This window comes from Dietzia sp. CH92 (assembly GCF_032248695.1).
GTDB lineage: Bacteria > Actinomycetota > Actinomycetes > Mycobacteriales > Mycobacteriaceae > Dietzia.
In genome coordinates, this window is sequence record NZ_JAVHXC010000004.1 from 145,138 (window position 1) to 160,832 (window position 15,695).

Sequence of the window (15,695 nt, forward strand, 5' to 3'; positions counted from 1 at the left end):
GACACCAGCATCCGGTGTCCAGCGGCGGGAAACTTGTGTCAGGGCGACAGGTTGGTGGTCCGCCTCAGCTCCCCGGGGGACATACCGAACCACCGGCGCGCCGCGTGGCTGAGCGTGGCCTGCTCGGCGAAACCGACCAGGTCGGCGATCTGGGTGAAGGACAGGTCGCTGGTCGTGATGAACCGGTGCGCGCGATCCCGACGCAGGTCGTCGACGACCCGGCCGTAGGTGGTGTCGACGGCGGCGAGGCGACGTTGCAGCGTCCGCGGGTGGAGCAGGAGCGCCCCGGCCACCTCGGCGAGCGTGGGGACACGACCGGGAAGGCGCTCCCCCACGAGGCGGCGCACCTGGTGAGCCACCGAGTCCGACGGGTCGGAGTACGAGCCCGTCAGGTGATCGAGGGCCGCGCGACGGAGATCCTCATCCGCGGAGGCGAACGTGGCATCCAACATCCGACGGTCGACGCACAGCGCGGCCGCGGGCCGGTCGAACTTCACGTCGACGCCGAAGAAGCCCAGATACCGGCCGACCGGCGAGAGTGGTCCGTGCGGCACCTCCACCGACCGCAACCCGGTGGACTGCCCGACCAGATGCACGGCCACCCGGTAGAACACCCCCAGCCCCAGCTCGGCGGCCTGCGGCGAGTACGGCGACTCGGTCAACTCCTTGCGGTAAATCAGGGCGATCACGCCGCGCCGGCCCCACGGGTCGTCGGCGACCTCGATCCTCAGCGCGGGGCTGTGCACGAACATGAACCGAGCCGCGCACTCCAGTGCCTCCGCGGGGGTCTGCGACGATCCGATCGCCCGCGCGATGGGGCCGAGAATCGTCACGTCCTGCCGTTCGGCCAGCCGCAGACCGAGGTCCGGGCAGCGCAGGTGGGCTGCCGCCACATCGAGCATCCGGTCGTGGTCGGTGATCGACAGCAGCCCGTCCTCGTCCGCCAACGTCTCGGGCTCGATGCCGAACCGCGCGAGCAGCCGATCCGGATCCCCGCCGAGTTCGGTGACGAGCGCCCCGAACCCGCGCAGGCTCGCAGCGCGGATCAACGGCCGCATCGACGCCCCTTCCCTCTCACGTGGCGTGCCGGCGAGAAGCCGCGGTCGGGTGCGCCTCCGCGTAGCACCACGTGGTTCGACCATCCTCGCTCCACCTCACCATGCCGTCCGGCCTTAGCCACCCGCCCTGATCTCCACGAGCTCCCACTGCCTCACCGGCCCGGGGGCGTGGGCCCGGCACATCGTGAAGATCGGCTCGGAGTAGGTCTCCCGCAGCCACACCTCGACCGGACCGCGCGGGCCGGCGAGCGTCACCTCGACGTGCTCGTCGCGCTCGACCACGCTCACGGGGGCAAAGGCGTCGATCCGGTCGTCGAGCACCACCGCCCTGGCGTAGTGCTGGGCGCTCTGCACGACCGCCGAGTGGCTGCTTCGCCCGCGCAGGTAGCGCTCGTCGACGCGGCCGTCGGTGTAGCGGGTGACGATGTCGGCCGGGTCCTCGGCCTGGTCCACGCGCCCGTAGAAGAGCCCGTGCGGCAGGACGAGCATCGTCGCGGCGAAGCGGTCCCCGCCCAGGTGGGAACACTCCCAGGTCTCCTCCGGGTACCGCTCGGCGATCCGCGCGGCCGCCGCGCGCCCCCGCACCGCGCAGCACTGATCGTGCTTGCCGTGCGCGCACACCGCGACCAGCGGCTCGTCCGTCGGCACACCGGCGGTGCCGTCGAGGGGGATCTCCGCGTACCCGACCGGTCCGTCCACCTCGCCCCAGCGCAGCGCCTCGTGCCCGGGGCGGGCGTCGGCCAGCGCCCACCGCCAGCGTTGCCCGCCGGCATGACGACGACGACCCGGCCTGCGGATCGCGGCCACCCTCACATCGGCCTCCTGGGCTCGTCCGGCGATCTCGCGGCCCAGCTCGGGCGGGAGGAGGGCCGGTGAGTCGAGCAACGCCGAGTACCCCCACGGCCCGGACAGCTCGACCATCAACCACCTCAAGCCCCGCGAACCCGACCCCTCCAGGGGATCGCCGCGGCGCAGTGACGAGTCGCTGCACGGCTCCCAGTCCGCGGGCCTGCTCACCGCGCCACCACCACGCCCTCGCGGAGCAGTCGTCGCAGCACCACCACACCGTCCGCCGCATCGAGTCCCGGGAGCGCGCCGGCGCTGACCGGGTCGCCTCCGAGCATCTCCCGCAGCGCGGGTTCGCACTCCGCCGGGAAGGTGATCGTCTTGGTGGGCAGGCGCAGAGCGACCTTGCCGGACGCGGACGCGGGGCCGAGCGAACCGTGCAGGCCGTCGCGCCACCGCACCGGGGTGTCCGCGTCGAGCGAGTCCATGGCGTCCAACGTGGCGAGGGGCCGGACCGCGGCCGGGCGGGTGAGGTCCAGGTACCTCTCGGCGAGCTCGCCGGCGGCCTTCCCGGCGAGCTCGTCCTGCTTTTCGGTCACCAACCGGGCGATGTGTTCGACCATCTCCTGCGTGGGCTCCCCGGCCCGCGCGGCGTCCACCGGGGCGAGGCCGAGAGGCAGGGACTCGCGCACCCGCTCGTCGGCGGCCAGGGCCTCGAGCAGAGCTTTGGCCACGTCATGCCCGGTCAGCGGAGCCACACCCACGGTCAGGTGGATGGAGGTCTCGCCCTGCGCCTCCGCCGAGTGGACCCACCCACGCGGTAGGTAGAGGCAGTCCCCCGGCTCGAGCACCTCGTCGATCACCGGCTCGTCCGCCGCGCGGGCGGCGATCGCCCGACGGTGATCGGTCCACGGCTGATCGGCGAGCGGGTGGTGGTGAACCGGCTCGTGCACGCGCCACCGCTTGGTGCCGGACACCTGCAGGACGAACACGTCGTGCACGTCGTAGTGCGGATCGAACCCCCGGTTCGCGGGCGGCGTGATGTAGGCGTTGGTCTGCGCCGGATGGCCGACCTCCGCCACCATGCCCCGCACGAAGTCGATGATCGGCGGCCAGAAGCGGTGCAGCCCCTGCAACACGATCGTCGCCCCGGCGGCGAACTGCGTGAGGACGCCGTCGGGGTCGATCTGATCGGTGATCTGCGCACCGAAGCCCGCGGCACGGGTGAAGCACGCCCGGTCGACGAGCGTGCCCTCCCGCGCCATCCGCACGAAGGGCGTACGCACCCCGCGTTCGGTGATGATCTCGTCGACCATCCCGGGTCCGAGCAGGTCCGAGAAGTCGCGCGGCAGCTGCGCGGCCCGGCTCAGCAGGGGCCGCCGGCCCCAGAAACGCGACGCGAACTCATCCCGCCCGCATGCGACGCACCGTTCGAGCACCGGTGATTACTGGGTGCCGTCAGCGCCACCGTCGGCGCCGTCCGGGTTCGAGCCCCCGTCAGCGGGCCCCTCCCCGGCGTCGGCGGACCCGTCGGCCCCGCCGTCGTGACCACCCGGGTTCGAACCGCCATCAGCCAGGCCCTCACCCTCGCCCTTGGTGTGGTGGGCGGAGCCGTCCGCGCCGCCGTCGTGACCGCCCGGGTTCGAACCGCCGTCGGCGATCCCCTCGCCCTGGCCCGCGGAAGTGGTCATGTCGTCGTCGTTGATAGCCATCTGCGATCCTCTCGTCGGTGCAGGCCCGTGACCTGCACGGTCGTGCGGTGTCGCCATCTGCCCGACTGTGGTTCCGGACACAATGGCCGTTCCGGCTCCCACTATGGCACCGGGCAGGCTCCGGCACGACCGGTGTGAGGTGGGACCGATATGGGTGTGGTCCGCACGGACTCCCGGGACGACGAGAGTTGCCGCCCGGCGCGAACACCGAGCGGCGGATCTCGTGGCGCGACTGCGGACCTCGTCGTCGTCGTACTCCCGACGGCGTACCCCGCGGCCGCCCACCTGACCAGCAGGCGCGCTACTTGACCAGCAGCTCCGCGATCTGGATGGTGTTGAGCGCCGCGCCCTTGCGCAGGTTGTCGCCCGCCACCATGAGGTTGAGGCCCTTGTTGCCCTCGATCGACTGGTCCTGGCGGATGCGGCCCACCAGCGACTCGTCGATACCCGCGGCCTCGAGCGGGGTCGGCACGTCGACGACCCTGACGCCGGCCGCCACGCCCAGCAGCTCGCGGGCCCGGTCCGGGGTGATGTCCTTCTCGAACTCGGCGTTGATGCTCAGCGTGTGGCCGGTGAACACGGGCACGCGCACGCAGGTGCCGGCCACGCGCAGCTCGGGCAGGCCGAGGATCTTGCGCGACTCGTTGCGCAGCTTCTGCTCCTCGTCCGTCTCCTCGGACCCGTCGTCGACCAGCGCGCCCGCCATCGGCAGCACGTTGAACGCGATCGGCGCGACGTACGGCCCCGTCTCGTCGACCTTGAGGGCCGAGCCGTCGTGCACCAGCTCGTGGCCCGCGCCGACGTTGCCGGTGATCTGGTCGTTGAGGGTGTCCACGCCGGCCAGGCCGGATCCGGAGACCGCCTGATAGGTGGAGACGACGAGCCGCTTGAGGCCGGCCGCGTCGTGGAGGACCTTGAGGACCGGCATGGCGGCCATCGTGGTGCAGTTGGGGTTGGCGATGATGCCCTTGGGCGGGTTCTTCGCCGCGTCGGGATTGACCTCGGAGACCACGAGGGGGACGTCGGGGTCCTTGCGCCACGCGCTGGAGTTGTCGACGACGACGGCGCCCGCGGCCGCGAACCTGGGCGCCTGCTCCTTGGACATCGTGCCCCCCGCGGAGAAGAGGGCGATATCGATGCCCTTGAGCTCCTCGTCGGTGGTGGCGGCGGTGTCCTCCACGACGATGTCCTCGCCACGGAACTGCAGCGTGGTCCCGGCTGAGCGGGCGGACGCGAAGAAACGGACCTTGTCGGCCGGGAAGTCCCGCTCCTCCAGCAGGGCACGCATGACGCGCCCCACCTGGCCCGTGGCTCCGACTACGGCGACAGTGGTCATCTGTGAGGTCAACTCCTGGAAGTCGTGGCGACCCGGCCCGCCGCGGACGGGTTCTCCGCCCTGCGCTCGACCGACCGGTGTGTCGGCCCAGTCTACCGAGACCGGCGGCGATGGTCAGCGGCCCACGTCACACGCGGCCCAGCCGCCGCAGTCGGCCCGTCCCGCCGCCGCAGTATCCCGCCCTCCCGCGGGGGTTGCTCGGCGGGCGGCCCACCCAGCCTCGCGTGGGCCTGCGCGGCGGGCGGGGGCATCGATCCGCAGCTAGCCGTCGCATATGCACGCTTTGGCCGATCCCGCCCTGGGGAAACGCTGACCGAAGTGACGGCTGATGGAAGAGGGCGGGCGCGAGGCCGCCAACCGGCCAGCTGCTCCTCGGCGTCCGGCGGTGATGATCGTCCGTTCTGCCGGGCGCTGCACCGGCGACCACGACGTCGTGGCCTCCACAGATCCCGCCCGTGTCCACAGACGGGCACGACCGGGCCCGAGATCGCGGGGATGGGGGCCGAGCCGTTGACGAACCTCGAGACCATGAGCAGATCGCCAGAGCCCCTCACGTTCAGCGAACTCTCGCGGACCCGCGGACGCCGGCGCGCGACCAACGGACGACGAAGAGTGCAGCGCGGCGTCTGGGTCCCGAACGACTCACGGGAGTCCGTGGCCCTCCAACTCGAGGCGTTGACCGTCGTCCGGCCGGACGCCGTCGCAACCGGGTGGACCGCCGCGGCGTTTCACGGCCACCCGTGGCCACCGCCCGATCCCGCCCTCGAGGTCGCCACCGGCAGCCGGCGGGTTCGGCGTCCCCGGGTGTTGTCCAGGCAGTTCACGATCCCCGAGTCGCAGTACGAGGAATTCCTGGGCCCCCACGGGCACCCGATCCACGTCGCCACGCTCGACCGCGCGCTGTTCGACCTCGCGCGCTATCTGCCCCGCGACCAGGCCGTCGTCGCACTGGACGGTGCTGGCCGCCTCGGGATCGACGCCCGCGCTTCGGTGCCCGCGATGGCCGACCGCAATCCCGAGGCCAGCCGACGGGCGACCGCACTGCGGCACGCCGCGCTCTGCGCCCCGCTCTCCGAGTCGCCGATGGAGACCCGTCTGCGGCTCTTCGCTCACGACCTCGGGTTCGACCACCTGGTTGTCCAGTACCGGGTTCCCGGCACCCCGTACAGGCTGGATCTCGCCGACCCGGCCCGCCGGATCGCGATCGAATATGACGGGGAACATCACGGGTTCTCGGACCAGCACACGCGGGACGTCGAGAGGCGGAATCGACTGGCAGCGCTCGGGTGGACAGTGATCGTCGTGACGAAGCGCCAGCTCTTCCGCACTCCCGCGGAACTCGCGACCCAGATCACCCTCGCGTTCCGTGATCGGGCTTGACGGCCACGCGCGCCGCTTCCGGGCTCGGCCCTGGGCCTGGGCTGGGGCCGGGCCCGGACTTTGGGCTTGGGCCGGGCCCGGGCCGAACAGGGCGGCTGCCATATCGGCTACTCGGCCGCCGGCACACCGCGAGCCGTCGCTTGCGTCAGCGTTTCCCCAAGACGTTTGGCAGGAAAACGTACACAAGCGACGGCTCGCGGAATGGGTGGGGCGGGCCGGGCGGGCTCGGGCGGGGCCGGGTGGGGCGGGCCGGGCGGGCCGGGGCTCGGGCCGGGCGGGCCGGGGCTCGGGCCGGGTGGGTCAGCGGCCGGTTCCGGCGTAGACCTGCGCCTCCTCCTCGCCGCCCAGCTCGAACGCCGCGTGCAGGGCGCGGACGCTCTCCGGGAGCTCCTCCTCGCGCACGAGGGCCGAGATGCGGATCTCCGAGGTGGAGATGAGCTCGATGTTGATGCCCGCCTCCGAGAGCGACTCACAGAACGTGGCCGTGACGCCCGGGTGCGACTTCATGCCCGCGCCGACGAGGGAGACCTTGCCGACGTTGTCGTCGTAGAGCACCTGGTCGATCCCGAGGTCCTCCTTGGCCTTGGACAGCACCTCGACGGCCTTGGCGCCGACCTCGCGGGGACAGGTGAAGGTGATGTCAGTCTTGCCCTCCGCCTTGGAGACGTTCTGCAGGACCATGTCGATGTTGATCTCGGCATCGGCGACGACGCGGAAGATCTTGGCCGCGTACCCCGGCTGGTCGGGGATGCCGACCACCGTGATCTTGGCCTCCGAGGCGTCGTGAGCGACTCCGGTCAGGACTGCGTCTTCCACGGGGATGTCCTCCACTTTTCCGGCCACGAGCGTGCCCGGGTTGTTCGAATACGACGAGCGGACGCGCAGCGGCACGTGGTAGCGGCGGGCGAACTCCACACTGCGCAGGTTGAGGATCTTGGACCCGACCGCCGCCATCTCCAGCATCTCCTCGTACGAGATGGAGTCGAGCTTGCGGGCATCGGACACGATCCGCGGGTCGGCGGTGTAGATGCCGTCCACGTCCGAGTAGATCTCGCACACGTCCGCACCCAAGGCCGAGGCCATCGCGACCGCCGTGGTGTCGGACCCGCCGCGACCCAGGGTCGTGACGTCGCGGGTCTCGCGCGACACGCCCTGGAAGCCCGCGACGAGGGCGATCTTGCCCTCGTCCAGTGCCTCACGGACGCGCCCCGGGGTGATGTCGATGATGCGGCTGTTGCCGTGCCTGGTCGTGGTGATGATCCCGGCCTGCGACCCCGTGAAGGAGTAGGCCTCCATCCCGAAGGAACTGATCGCCATCGCCAGCAGCGCGTTGGAGATGCGCTCGCCGGAGGTCAGGAGCATGTCCATCTCGCGCTGCGGCGGAGACGGGCACACCTGGTCGGCCAGATCCAGCAGCTCGTCGGTCGTGTCGCCCATGGCCGAGGCGACGACCACCACGTCGTTGCCCGCCTTCTTGGTCTCCACGATCCGTTCGGCCACCCGACGGATACGTTCTGCGGACTCCACGGAGGAGCCGCCGTACTTCTGCACTACGAGTGCCACGCGGTCACACCCTTCCGGTGTTGATCGGCTTAACGCAGACCCACTTTACGGGAGGTGTTTACTCGTCAGGGATGACGGAAACCTGGGTGGCGGTACTGCTCGCCCTCGCGTCCGCCCTCAGCCAGGCCTTCGGAACCGTTATGCGGCACCGTTCCCCACGCCGCGCGAAGGGCCGACACGAGGGGCCTTTCCATATCCTCACCAGCCGGTACTGGTGGACCGGCATGGGCATCAGCCTCGCCGGATTCGTGTTCCAGGGACTGGCACTGGCCTACGGATCGCTCATCCTGGTCCAGACCATCACCGTCCTCTCGCTCACCTTCGCGCTCCCGTTGGGCGCCTGGGTCACCGGGCGGCGGGTCACCAAGACGGAACTGTTCTGGGGGCACGTCCTGGCCGGATGCGTGGTCGTGCTGGTGATCTACGGCCGGCCCACGGGTGGCGAGACACATCCGCCCTGGTGGCAGTGGGCACTGGCCTGTGCGGCCGGGATCCTCGTCGTCGTCGTCCTCCTCCGTCTCTCCCGCGCGCTCCGCTCCGGCGGTAACCGTGCCCTCCTGCTGGGCGTGGCCGGCGGCACCGCGTTCGCCTACGTCGCGCTGCTCACCAAGGGCGTCGCCGACCGGTTCTACGAGGGCGGACCGCTGCTCGTGGCCACCACGGGCGAGGTCTACGGACTGGTCGCGGCCGCCGTCGTGGCGCTGACCCTGCAGCAGATGTCCTTCTCCGCGGGCGCCGTCCACCAGGCCGTGCCCGCGTCGACCGTCACCACCCCGGTCGTCTCGCTCGCGCTGGGCGTGGTCGTGCTCGGCGAGTGGTTCGCGGTCGACGGCGCCGAACTGGCGATCCTCGCCGCCACGCTGGGAGTCATGGTCGTGGCGACGGTCCGGCTCGCCCACAAGGAGGTCGACTCGGGGCCGGGCGAGGACGCGGTGGACCCGGCGGCGGCGTCCGGTGACACCCCTTCCGCGACAGCGACTCCCCCGTCCCCCGACACGCGCGCGGAGCCACCCTCGCGGTAACGCGGGCGCCGACCGCCCCGATCTCACTGCCATGAGCACTCCCGCCGAGCGCCCCGGCACCGCCGCCCGATCCCCTAAGCTGAGTCACATGCGCCTCACACGTCACATGGGCCGGCTCGTCGCGGCGGTCGGCGCGGCCGTCGGCACGGTCGCCGCCACCCTCGCCGTCGCGACCCCCACCGCCGGCGCCGTCGTGGGCGGCACCCCCTCCGGCCCCGCGCCGTGGGCCGTACAGATCACCACCTTCGGCAACGTCCTCGGATCGCCCTGCTCCGGCGTGGTCATCCACCCACGCTGGGTCGCCACCGCCGCGCACTGCGGCCCGACCAACCCCAACGCCTACACCCTCGGATTCGGCAACTGGGCCACCGTCCCGGGCGGCTTCGCCACCACCGCCTCGCTCGCCACCCCGCAGGTCGTCGGCGCGTTCGGCTCCCTCGACACCGGCAGCTTCGGCCGCCACACCCCCGAGGCCGTCTACAAGGCCCCCGCCGGGGACGTCATGCTCATCAAGCTCCGCCACCCCGCCCCGTCCCCCGCCGTCCTGCGCGCCGGCGCCGACCCCGCCCCGGGCACCGTCCTGCGGTTCCACGGCTTCGGCGAGACGACCCCCCGCGGCCTGCGCTCCGCCGACCTGCGCACCGGGCTCACCCGCCTGGAGCGCATGGAACCGCGCGCGGGCTCGTGGATCGGCCGCTCCCACACCATCCAGGGCGGCTACGGACTCGGCGACTCCGGCGGACCCGTCTTCCACGGCGACCGCCTGGTCGGTATCCACTCCGGCTCCGACCACGACCGCCGCCGGCCGGACGGGACCAACCCCGCCCGCTACGAATCGATCCCCGCCCAGAACGGCTGGATCGACTGGATGATCGCCCACCGGTGACCGCCGACCGGTGACCCCCGAACGATGCGCCGACCGACCCGCCGCCCCGAGCCGAGCCACGTGACAGTGCCGAACCGCCACGCGATTTGCCACACTGGACCAATGACCACGCCGGAGCTCGTGATCCGTCGCGCCTCGCGCGCAGACCTGGACCTCGTGCTGTCCGCAGCCGACCTGTTCGACTCGCCGCCCACCGCCGAGTGGACCCAGGACTTCCTCGACCGCGGTTCCAACCTGCTCCTGCTGGGCCTGCACGACGAGGTACCCGTGGCGATGCTCGTCGCCGTGGAGACCGGCCACCTGGGCGCCAGCCCGGACCTCTTCGTCTACGGCATCCGCGTCCGCGAGGACCTGCGGCACCAGGGCATCGCGCACCGCCTGGTGGAGAAAGCCGTCTCCGTGGCGGAGGAGGCCGGGTGCCGCCGCGTGTGGGGATCGATGCACCACACCGACGTGGAGGCGCTCGGCCCCGACTCGCCCCTCCACACCCCCCGGGACATCACCGCAGAGCCCACCACATTCGTCATTCCGATTCCGTGACGCTCGGCGGGAAGGTGTATGGTGGCCCGCATGCAGCGCGTGCTCCTTCTTGGGTGCCGCGGCGGGGCCCGCTGAGGCGGACCGGCTCCCCGTCGCGGGATCTCGTCGCGCCGGTCCGATCCCTGAAGATCGCACTCCACGGAAGTTGAGCCCCTGCAATGAATCCCGCTGACGCCTTCGTCTCGTCGTCGTCGACCCTCACTCCCCCCTCCAAGCCCGGCCGCCCCGACCAGCCGTCGTGGAACAAGCAGCGCGGCTCCTCCATGCCGTGGCACCGCTACCGGCCGTTCGCCGAAGAGGTCGAGGACGTCTCCCTGCCCGACCGCACCTGGCCCGACAAGGTCATCACCCACGCCCCCCAGTGGTGCGCGGTGGACCTGCGCGACGGAAACCAGGCGCTCATCGACCCCATGAGCCCCGCCCGCAAGCGCCGCATGTTCGACCTGCTGGTGCGCATGGGCTACAAGGAGATCGAGGTGGGCTTCCCGTCCGCCTCACAGACGGACTACGACTTCGTCCGCGAGATCATCGAGGACGACGCGATCCCCGACGACGTCACCATCCAGGTCCTGGTCCAGTGCCGCGAGGACCTGATCCGCCGCACCTTCGAGGCGTGCGAGGGCGCGTCCGACGTGATCGTGCACTTCTACAACTCCACGTCGATCCTCCAGCGCAAGGTCGTGTTCCGTAAGGACCGCGACGCCATCAAGAAGATCGCCACCGACGCCGCCGAGCTCGTCACGGCCATCGCGAAGGACTACCCCGACACCAACTGGCGTTGGGAGTACTCGCCCGAGTCGTTCACCGGCACCGAGCTGGCGTTCTCCAAGGAGGTCTGCGACGCCGTCACCGAGGTCGTGGGCGCCACCCCGCAGAACCCGATCATCATCAACCTGCCGGCGACCGTCGAGATGGCCACGCCCAACGTCTACGCCGACCAGATCGAATGGATGCACCGCAACCTGGCGCACCGCGACTCCACGATCCTGTCGCTGCACCCGCACAACGACCGCGGCACCGGTGTGGCCGCCGCCGAGCTGGCGTTCCAGGCCGGCGCCGACCGCATCGAGGGCTGCCTGTTCGGCAACGGCGAGCGCACCGGCAACGTCTGCCTGGTGACGCTGGGCATGAACATGCTCACCCGCGGCGTGGACCCGCAGATCAACTTCTCCGACATGGACGAGATCCGCCGCACGGTCGAGTACGCCAACCAGCTGCCGGTGCCCGAGCGTCACCCCTACGGCGGCGACCTGGTCTTCACCGCCTTCTCCGGCTCCCACCAGGACGCCATCAACAAGGGCTTCGACGCCCTGCAGGCCGAGGCCGACGCCCGCGGCGAGGACATCACCGACATCACGTGGGAGGTGCCCTACCTGCCCGTCGACCCCAAGGACGAGGGCCGCACGTACGAGGCCGTCATCCGCGTGAACTCGCAGTCCGGCAAGGGCGGCGTCGCGTACATCATGAAGAGCGACTACGGCCTGCAGCTGCCGCGGCGCCTGCAGATGGAGTTCTCCCAGATCGTCCAGAGCGTCACCGACTCCGAGGGCGGCGAGGTCACGCCCAAGGCGATGTGGGACATCTTCTCGCTCGAGTACCTGGACCGCGTCTCCCCCATGGAGCGCATGTCGCAGCACCTGGTGCCCGCCGAGACCGACGACGGCGAGGACTCGATCGAGGCCGTCATCAAGTGGAAGGGCGAGACCCGTGAGCTGACGGGGTCCGGGAACGGTCCCCTCGCCGCGTTCGTCGCCGCGCTGAACGAGATGTTCGACGACGAGGTACGCATCCTCGACTACACCGAGCACGCGATGACCGCCGGGGATGACGCGACGGCGGCCGCGTACGTGGAGGTGCAGTTCGGCAACCGGGTCTTCTGGGGTGTCGGCCGGGCCGGTTCCATCACCACCGCCTCCCTGCGGGCCGTGGTGTCCGCCGTGAACCGGGCCTACGCGGACGAGGCCGAGGGCAACGAGGCGGTCGGATCGGTCGAGGGCGCGCGCACCTGGGCGCCGTGACGGGCTGAGTCGCCGGGTACAGCCGCATCGGGAAAGCGTTCCGTGCGTCCCTGAGAGGGGGTGTGCGGAACGCTTTTTCGTTGAACCCGGTTGCAGCGGCTTCCCTACAGCCTCATTCTTCACATATTTCACTTCTGCAACGATGGTCTCGATTCGGTCACGACAAGCGCGTAATGTGGCGGCGGGCCGCGCCGATAGGTAAGGCGTCCGCCCTCCGCACACCTCAGTCTGGAGCCCTTATGTCCGTGACCCGCCGTGGATTCCTCGCAGCCGCATCGGTCGGCGTGGGCGCCGCCGTCGCCTCCTCCGTCCGCGGCCCCGTAGCCGGGGCCAACCCCTTCACCACCGGCTCACTCGGCGTGGCCCAGGACCTCATGCAGTCGATCTCCACCGGCAGCGGGATGATCCAGCCCAACGGGCCCCTCGGCTTTGTGGGCGTCACCTTCCCCAGCCCGGAGGAGATCGCCGGGCGCATCCGCTTCGCGTTCCCCGACGGCTCCGTGGGCGACTGGCTCCCGCTCGAGGCCATGGACTCCGCCCCCGACGCCGGGAGCACGCCCGCCGCCGAGCTCGTCGCCGCGCCCGACGGGGCCGTGGGTTACGAGGTCGACGCCCCCGCCGGCTCGGAGGCGACGGTGTTCGACGACGGCCGCGGCGCGCCGCGCAACTACAGCCTCGGCAGCATCGGCCTGGCCGGCCTGCCGGTCATCCCGCGCGCCGCATGGGGCGCCGGTGACGTGGCGGGCTTCCGCTGGGCCCCGACCTACTTCCCGCCGCAGTCGATCACGATCCACCACACCGCGGTCGTGCCCGGTCCGGACCGCGCCGCGAGCGTACGGGCGATCTACAACTACCACGCCAACACCCTGGGCTGGGGCGACGTCGGCTACCACCTCATCATCGACCCGGAGGGCCGGATCTACCAGGGCCGCGGCGGGACGCCCGTGGGGAACCCGGTCTTCCAATTCCCGCCGGTCGCGGGCATCGCTCCCCCGGTGGTCACCGCCGGTCACGTGGGCGGCTTCAACAACGGCAACATCGGCATCAGCCTGCTGGGCGACTTCACCGGCGCCCCGCCGACCGCCGCCGCGGTGGGCGCGACCATCGACTGCGTCCGCGCCCTGTGCAACGCCACGGGCATCAACCCCCGCGCAGGGATCACGTACCGCAACCCGCAGGGCGGGGCGACGCGGCCGATGATGGCCGTCTCCGGCCACCGCGACTGGGGCGGCACGGCCTGCCCGGGCAACTCCTTCTACCCGCAGATGCAGTTCATCCGGGACCAGGCGGCCAGGGGCTGGGCGCCCACCGCGATCTCGTCGGCGGCCTTCGGCTCCTGAGTCGGTCCCGCACCGGGCGCGCCACCCGACCGGGTCGCGCGCACGGTGCGCGGTGCCCGGCGCCACAGGCGCGACGCCGGCCGCCCGGCGCCCGGTCAGTCGTGCGCGCGGGTGGGCAGGAGCATCCCGAGCACCCAGTTCACGAGTCCGATCACGATCGCCCCGAAGAACGCCGCCCAGAACCCGCTGACCACGTACTCGGCGCCGAACGGCTGGAACGTCGTGGTGATCCAGCCGGTAAGCATGAGCATCAGGGCGTTGACCACCAGCAGGAACAGCCCCAGAGTGAGGATGGTCAGCGGCAGCGACAGCAGTTGCACGATCGGCTTGACGACCGCGTTGACCAGCGTGAACACCACCGCGACGATGAGCAGTGCGGTGATGGTGGGAACGTTCACCTCGTTCTCGATGGCGCCGGCGACGGGCGCGGAGATGCCGGTGGTGTCGTGCAGGGCGATCCCCGGCACGATCAGCGTCGCCACCCACAGGGCGACGGCGTTGACGATCAGCCGCAGTACCAGCGCCATCGAAGAACTCAGCTCCTCACATACTCATCGGCCACGTCGAGCGCGCGGTCGAAGATGTCGAGACCCTCGTTGGCCTCGTCGGGGGTGATGATGCACGGCGGCACCACGTGGAAACGGTTGTAGTTCATGAACAGCAGCAGCCCGTCCTGCTTCGCCGTGGCGAACGTGCGGGCCATGGCCTCCGAGGATCCACCGTAGGGGGCCAGGGGCTCGCGTGTCTCGCGGTCGGCCACCATCTCCACCGCCCAGAACACGCCGAGGCCGCGGACCTCGCCGATCGACGGGTGCTTCTCGGCGAGCTCGCGTAGACGCGGGCCGATGACGTCCTCGCCGATCATCTTGGCGTTCTCGACGATCTTCTCGTCCCGCATGAGGTTGATGGTCGCGACGACGGACGCGCACGCCAGGGGATGCCCGGCGTAGGTGAGCCCCCCGGTGTACGGGGTGGTCTCGAACGACGCGGCGATCCGGTCGTGGAGGATCACGCCGCCGAGCGGGACGTACCCGGAGTTGGAGCCCTTGGCGAAGGTGATGAGGTCGGGCGCCCAGTCGCCGTCGCCGGACCGGAAGTTGTCCAGCGCGAGCCATTCGCCGGTGCGGCCGAAGCCGGACATGACCTCGTCACAGATCATTACGATGCCGTACTTGTCGCAGATCTCGCGGACTCCGCGCAGGTAGTCGGCGGGCGGCACCATGATCCCGACGGTGCCCGGGACGGACTCGATGATGAGGGCCGCGAAGTGGTCGGGCCCCTCGAGGCCGATGAGCGAGTCGAGGTGCTCGAGCGCGCGGTCGCATTCCTGCTTGTCGTTCTCGGCGTAGAACTGCGAGCGGTACAGGAACGGGGCGTGGAAGTGGACGGCCCCGGTGTTGCCCATGTCGTTGGCCCAGCGGCGGGTGTCGCCGGTGAGGTTCATCGCGGTCGTGGTGGCGCCGTGGTAGCTGCGGAACGCCGACAGGGTCTTGTGGCGCCCGGTGTGGCGGCGGGCCATGCGGACGGCGTGCTCGACGGCCTCGGTGCCGGCGTTGGTGAAGAAGACCCGGTTCATCCCGGCGGGTGCGACCTCGGCGACGAGGCGTGCGGCCTCGGCGCGGGCGGCGTTGGCGTGCGCGGGGTTGATGGTGCACAGCTCGGCGGCCTGGTCCTGGATCGCCTTGACCACCACGGGGTGCTGGTGGCCGATGTTGGTGTTGACCAACTGGGACGTGAAGTCGAGGAGCCGGTTGCCGTCGCCGTCGGTGAGGTAGCAGCCCTCGGCGGCGGTGACGACCATCGGGTCGACCGAGCCCCACGCCGACCACGGGGTCAGGACGTGGGCGCGTTCCTTCTCGTAGACCTCACGGGCTTCGGCGTTCTGGGGTGCGGGCACGGGGCGTACTCCTGTTGTCGACGGCGTTGTCCGCGGCCCATCATGTCAGCTTCGCGGGTGACGTCCGGACGAGCGATCCACGATGCGGAATGGGCGCGTCGTGCCCGGTCGCCCCACCTCCGCTCTTCCCCTCCGGCCCGCGCGGTGGAATGCTCGA

Annotated in this window: 14 protein-coding genes; 6 read left to right on the plus strand and 8 right to left on the minus strand. The window is 71.0% G+C overall.

Annotation, left to right across the window (positions count from 1 at the left end; all coding sequences use genetic code 11):
• Positions 1-38 precede the first annotated feature (38 nt).
• From RWK90_RS10020 to RWK90_RS10040, 5 genes are all read right to left on the minus strand, one after another.
• On the minus strand, positions 39-1,058 hold the full coding sequence (locus RWK90_RS10020; protein WP_314037366.1) for an AraC family transcriptional regulator: 1,020 nt from the start codon (positions 1,056-1,058) through the stop codon (positions 39-41).
• A gap of 114 nt (positions 1,059-1,172) precedes the next feature.
• Complete coding sequence (locus RWK90_RS10025) at positions 1,173-1,979, minus strand: sucrase ferredoxin (protein ID WP_314037719.1); 807 nt, start codon at positions 1,977-1,979, stop codon at positions 1,173-1,175.
• Positions 1,980-2,071: 92 nt separating this feature from the next.
• Positions 2,072-3,283, minus strand: a complete 1,212-nt coding sequence (locus RWK90_RS10030) for a JmjC domain-containing protein (RefSeq protein WP_314037368.1) — start codon at positions 3,281-3,283, stop codon at positions 2,072-2,074.
• A 6-nt stretch (positions 3,284-3,289) separates the two neighbouring features.
• Entirely contained in the window at positions 3,290-3,556 is a 267-nt protein-coding gene (locus tag RWK90_RS10035; protein ID WP_314037370.1) for a BatC protein, read from the minus strand.
• A 301-nt stretch (positions 3,557-3,857) separates the two neighbouring features.
• On the minus strand, positions 3,858-4,892 hold the full coding sequence (locus RWK90_RS10040; protein ID WP_314037372.1) for an aspartate-semialdehyde dehydrogenase: 1,035 nt from the start codon (positions 4,890-4,892) through the stop codon (positions 3,858-3,860).
• 528 nt (positions 4,893-5,420) lie between these two features.
• On the opposite strand from RWK90_RS10040, the gene RWK90_RS10045 reads away from it, so the two are divergent.
• Positions 5,421-6,272, plus strand: a complete 852-nt coding sequence (locus tag RWK90_RS10045; RefSeq protein WP_314037374.1) for a DUF559 domain-containing protein — start codon at positions 5,421-5,423, stop codon at positions 6,270-6,272.
• Between the two features lie 300 nt (positions 6,273-6,572).
• On the opposite strand, the gene RWK90_RS10050 is transcribed toward RWK90_RS10045, so the two are convergent.
• Positions 6,573-7,835, minus strand: coding sequence for an aspartate kinase (locus tag RWK90_RS10050; protein ID WP_314037376.1), 1,263 nt, complete (start codon positions 7,833-7,835; stop codon positions 6,573-6,575).
• Positions 7,836-7,906: 71 nt separating this feature from the next.
• Between RWK90_RS10050 and RWK90_RS10055 the strand changes: the two genes are divergently transcribed.
• From RWK90_RS10055 to RWK90_RS10075, 5 genes are all read left to right on the plus strand, one after another.
• Positions 7,907-8,857: a DMT family transporter gene (locus RWK90_RS10055; protein WP_314037378.1), complete on the plus strand. Its 951-nt coding sequence runs from the start codon at positions 7,907-7,909 to the stop codon at positions 8,855-8,857.
• An 88-nt stretch (positions 8,858-8,945) separates the two neighbouring features.
• On the plus strand, positions 8,946-9,743 hold the full coding sequence (locus RWK90_RS10060) for a trypsin-like serine protease (RefSeq protein ID WP_314037380.1): 798 nt from the start codon (positions 8,946-8,948) through the stop codon (positions 9,741-9,743).
• 102 nt (positions 9,744-9,845) lie between these two features.
• On the plus strand, positions 9,846-10,283 hold the full coding sequence (locus RWK90_RS10065) for a GNAT family N-acetyltransferase (RefSeq protein WP_314037382.1): 438 nt from the start codon (positions 9,846-9,848) through the stop codon (positions 10,281-10,283).
• A gap of 158 nt (positions 10,284-10,441) precedes the next feature.
• Positions 10,442-12,301, plus strand: coding sequence for a 2-isopropylmalate synthase (gene leuA / locus RWK90_RS10070; protein ID WP_314037384.1), 1,860 nt, complete (start codon positions 10,442-10,444; stop codon positions 12,299-12,301).
• 239 nt (positions 12,302-12,540) lie between these two features.
• Entirely contained in the window at positions 12,541-13,641 is a 1,101-nt protein-coding gene (locus RWK90_RS10075) for a peptidoglycan recognition family protein (protein ID WP_314037386.1), read from the plus strand.
• A gap of 95 nt (positions 13,642-13,736) precedes the next feature.
• On the opposite strand, the gene RWK90_RS10080 is transcribed toward RWK90_RS10075, so the two are convergent.
• Both RWK90_RS10080 and RWK90_RS10085 read right to left on the minus strand, forming a co-directional pair.
• Positions 13,737-14,168 carry a phage holin family protein gene (locus RWK90_RS10080; RefSeq protein WP_314037388.1) on the minus strand — a complete coding sequence of 144 codons (432 nt, stop codon included), beginning with the start codon at positions 14,166-14,168 and terminating at the stop codon, positions 13,737-13,739.
• 8 nt (positions 14,169-14,176) lie between these two features.
• The gene (locus RWK90_RS10085) at positions 14,177-15,538 is read right to left on the minus strand and encodes an aspartate aminotransferase family protein (protein WP_314037390.1); all 1,362 of its coding nucleotides are present in this window, start codon (positions 15,536-15,538) and stop codon (positions 14,177-14,179) included.
• Positions 15,539-15,695: the final 157 nt, after the last annotated feature.

Bases quoted from the DNA above. Each gene is read 5' to 3' on its own strand.
- RWK90_RS10080 (WP_314037388.1), bottom strand. From the start codon at position 14,168: ATGGCGCTGGTACTGCGGCTGATCGTCAACGCCGTCGCCCTGTGGGTG.
- RWK90_RS10060 (WP_314037380.1), top strand. From the start codon at position 8,946: ATGCGCCTCACACGTCACATGGGCCGGCTCGTCGCGGCGGTCGGCGCG.
- RWK90_RS10020 (WP_314037366.1), bottom strand. From the start codon at position 1,058: ATGCGGCCGTTGATCCGCGCTGCGAGCCTGCGCGGGTTCGGGGCGCTC.
- RWK90_RS10045 (WP_314037374.1), top strand. From the start codon at position 5,421: ATGAGCAGATCGCCAGAGCCCCTCACGTTCAGCGAACTCTCGCGGACC.
- RWK90_RS10035 (WP_314037370.1), bottom strand. From the start codon at position 3,556: ATGGCTATCAACGACGACGACATGACCACTTCCGCGGGCCAGGGCGAG.
- RWK90_RS10040 (WP_314037372.1), bottom strand. From the start codon at position 4,892: ATGACCACTGTCGCCGTAGTCGGAGCCACGGGCCAGGTGGGGCGCGTC.
- leuA (WP_314037384.1), top strand. From the start codon at position 10,442: ATGAATCCCGCTGACGCCTTCGTCTCGTCGTCGTCGACCCTCACTCCC.
- RWK90_RS10075 (WP_314037386.1), top strand. From the start codon at position 12,541: ATGTCCGTGACCCGCCGTGGATTCCTCGCAGCCGCATCGGTCGGCGTG.
- RWK90_RS10065 (WP_314037382.1), top strand. From the start codon at position 9,846: ATGACCACGCCGGAGCTCGTGATCCGTCGCGCCTCGCGCGCAGACCTG.
- RWK90_RS10055 (WP_314037378.1), top strand. From the start codon at position 7,907: ATGACGGAAACCTGGGTGGCGGTACTGCTCGCCCTCGCGTCCGCCCTC.
- RWK90_RS10025 (WP_314037719.1), bottom strand. From the start codon at position 1,979: ATGGTCGAGCTGTCCGGGCCGTGGGGGTACTCGGCGTTGCTCGACTCA.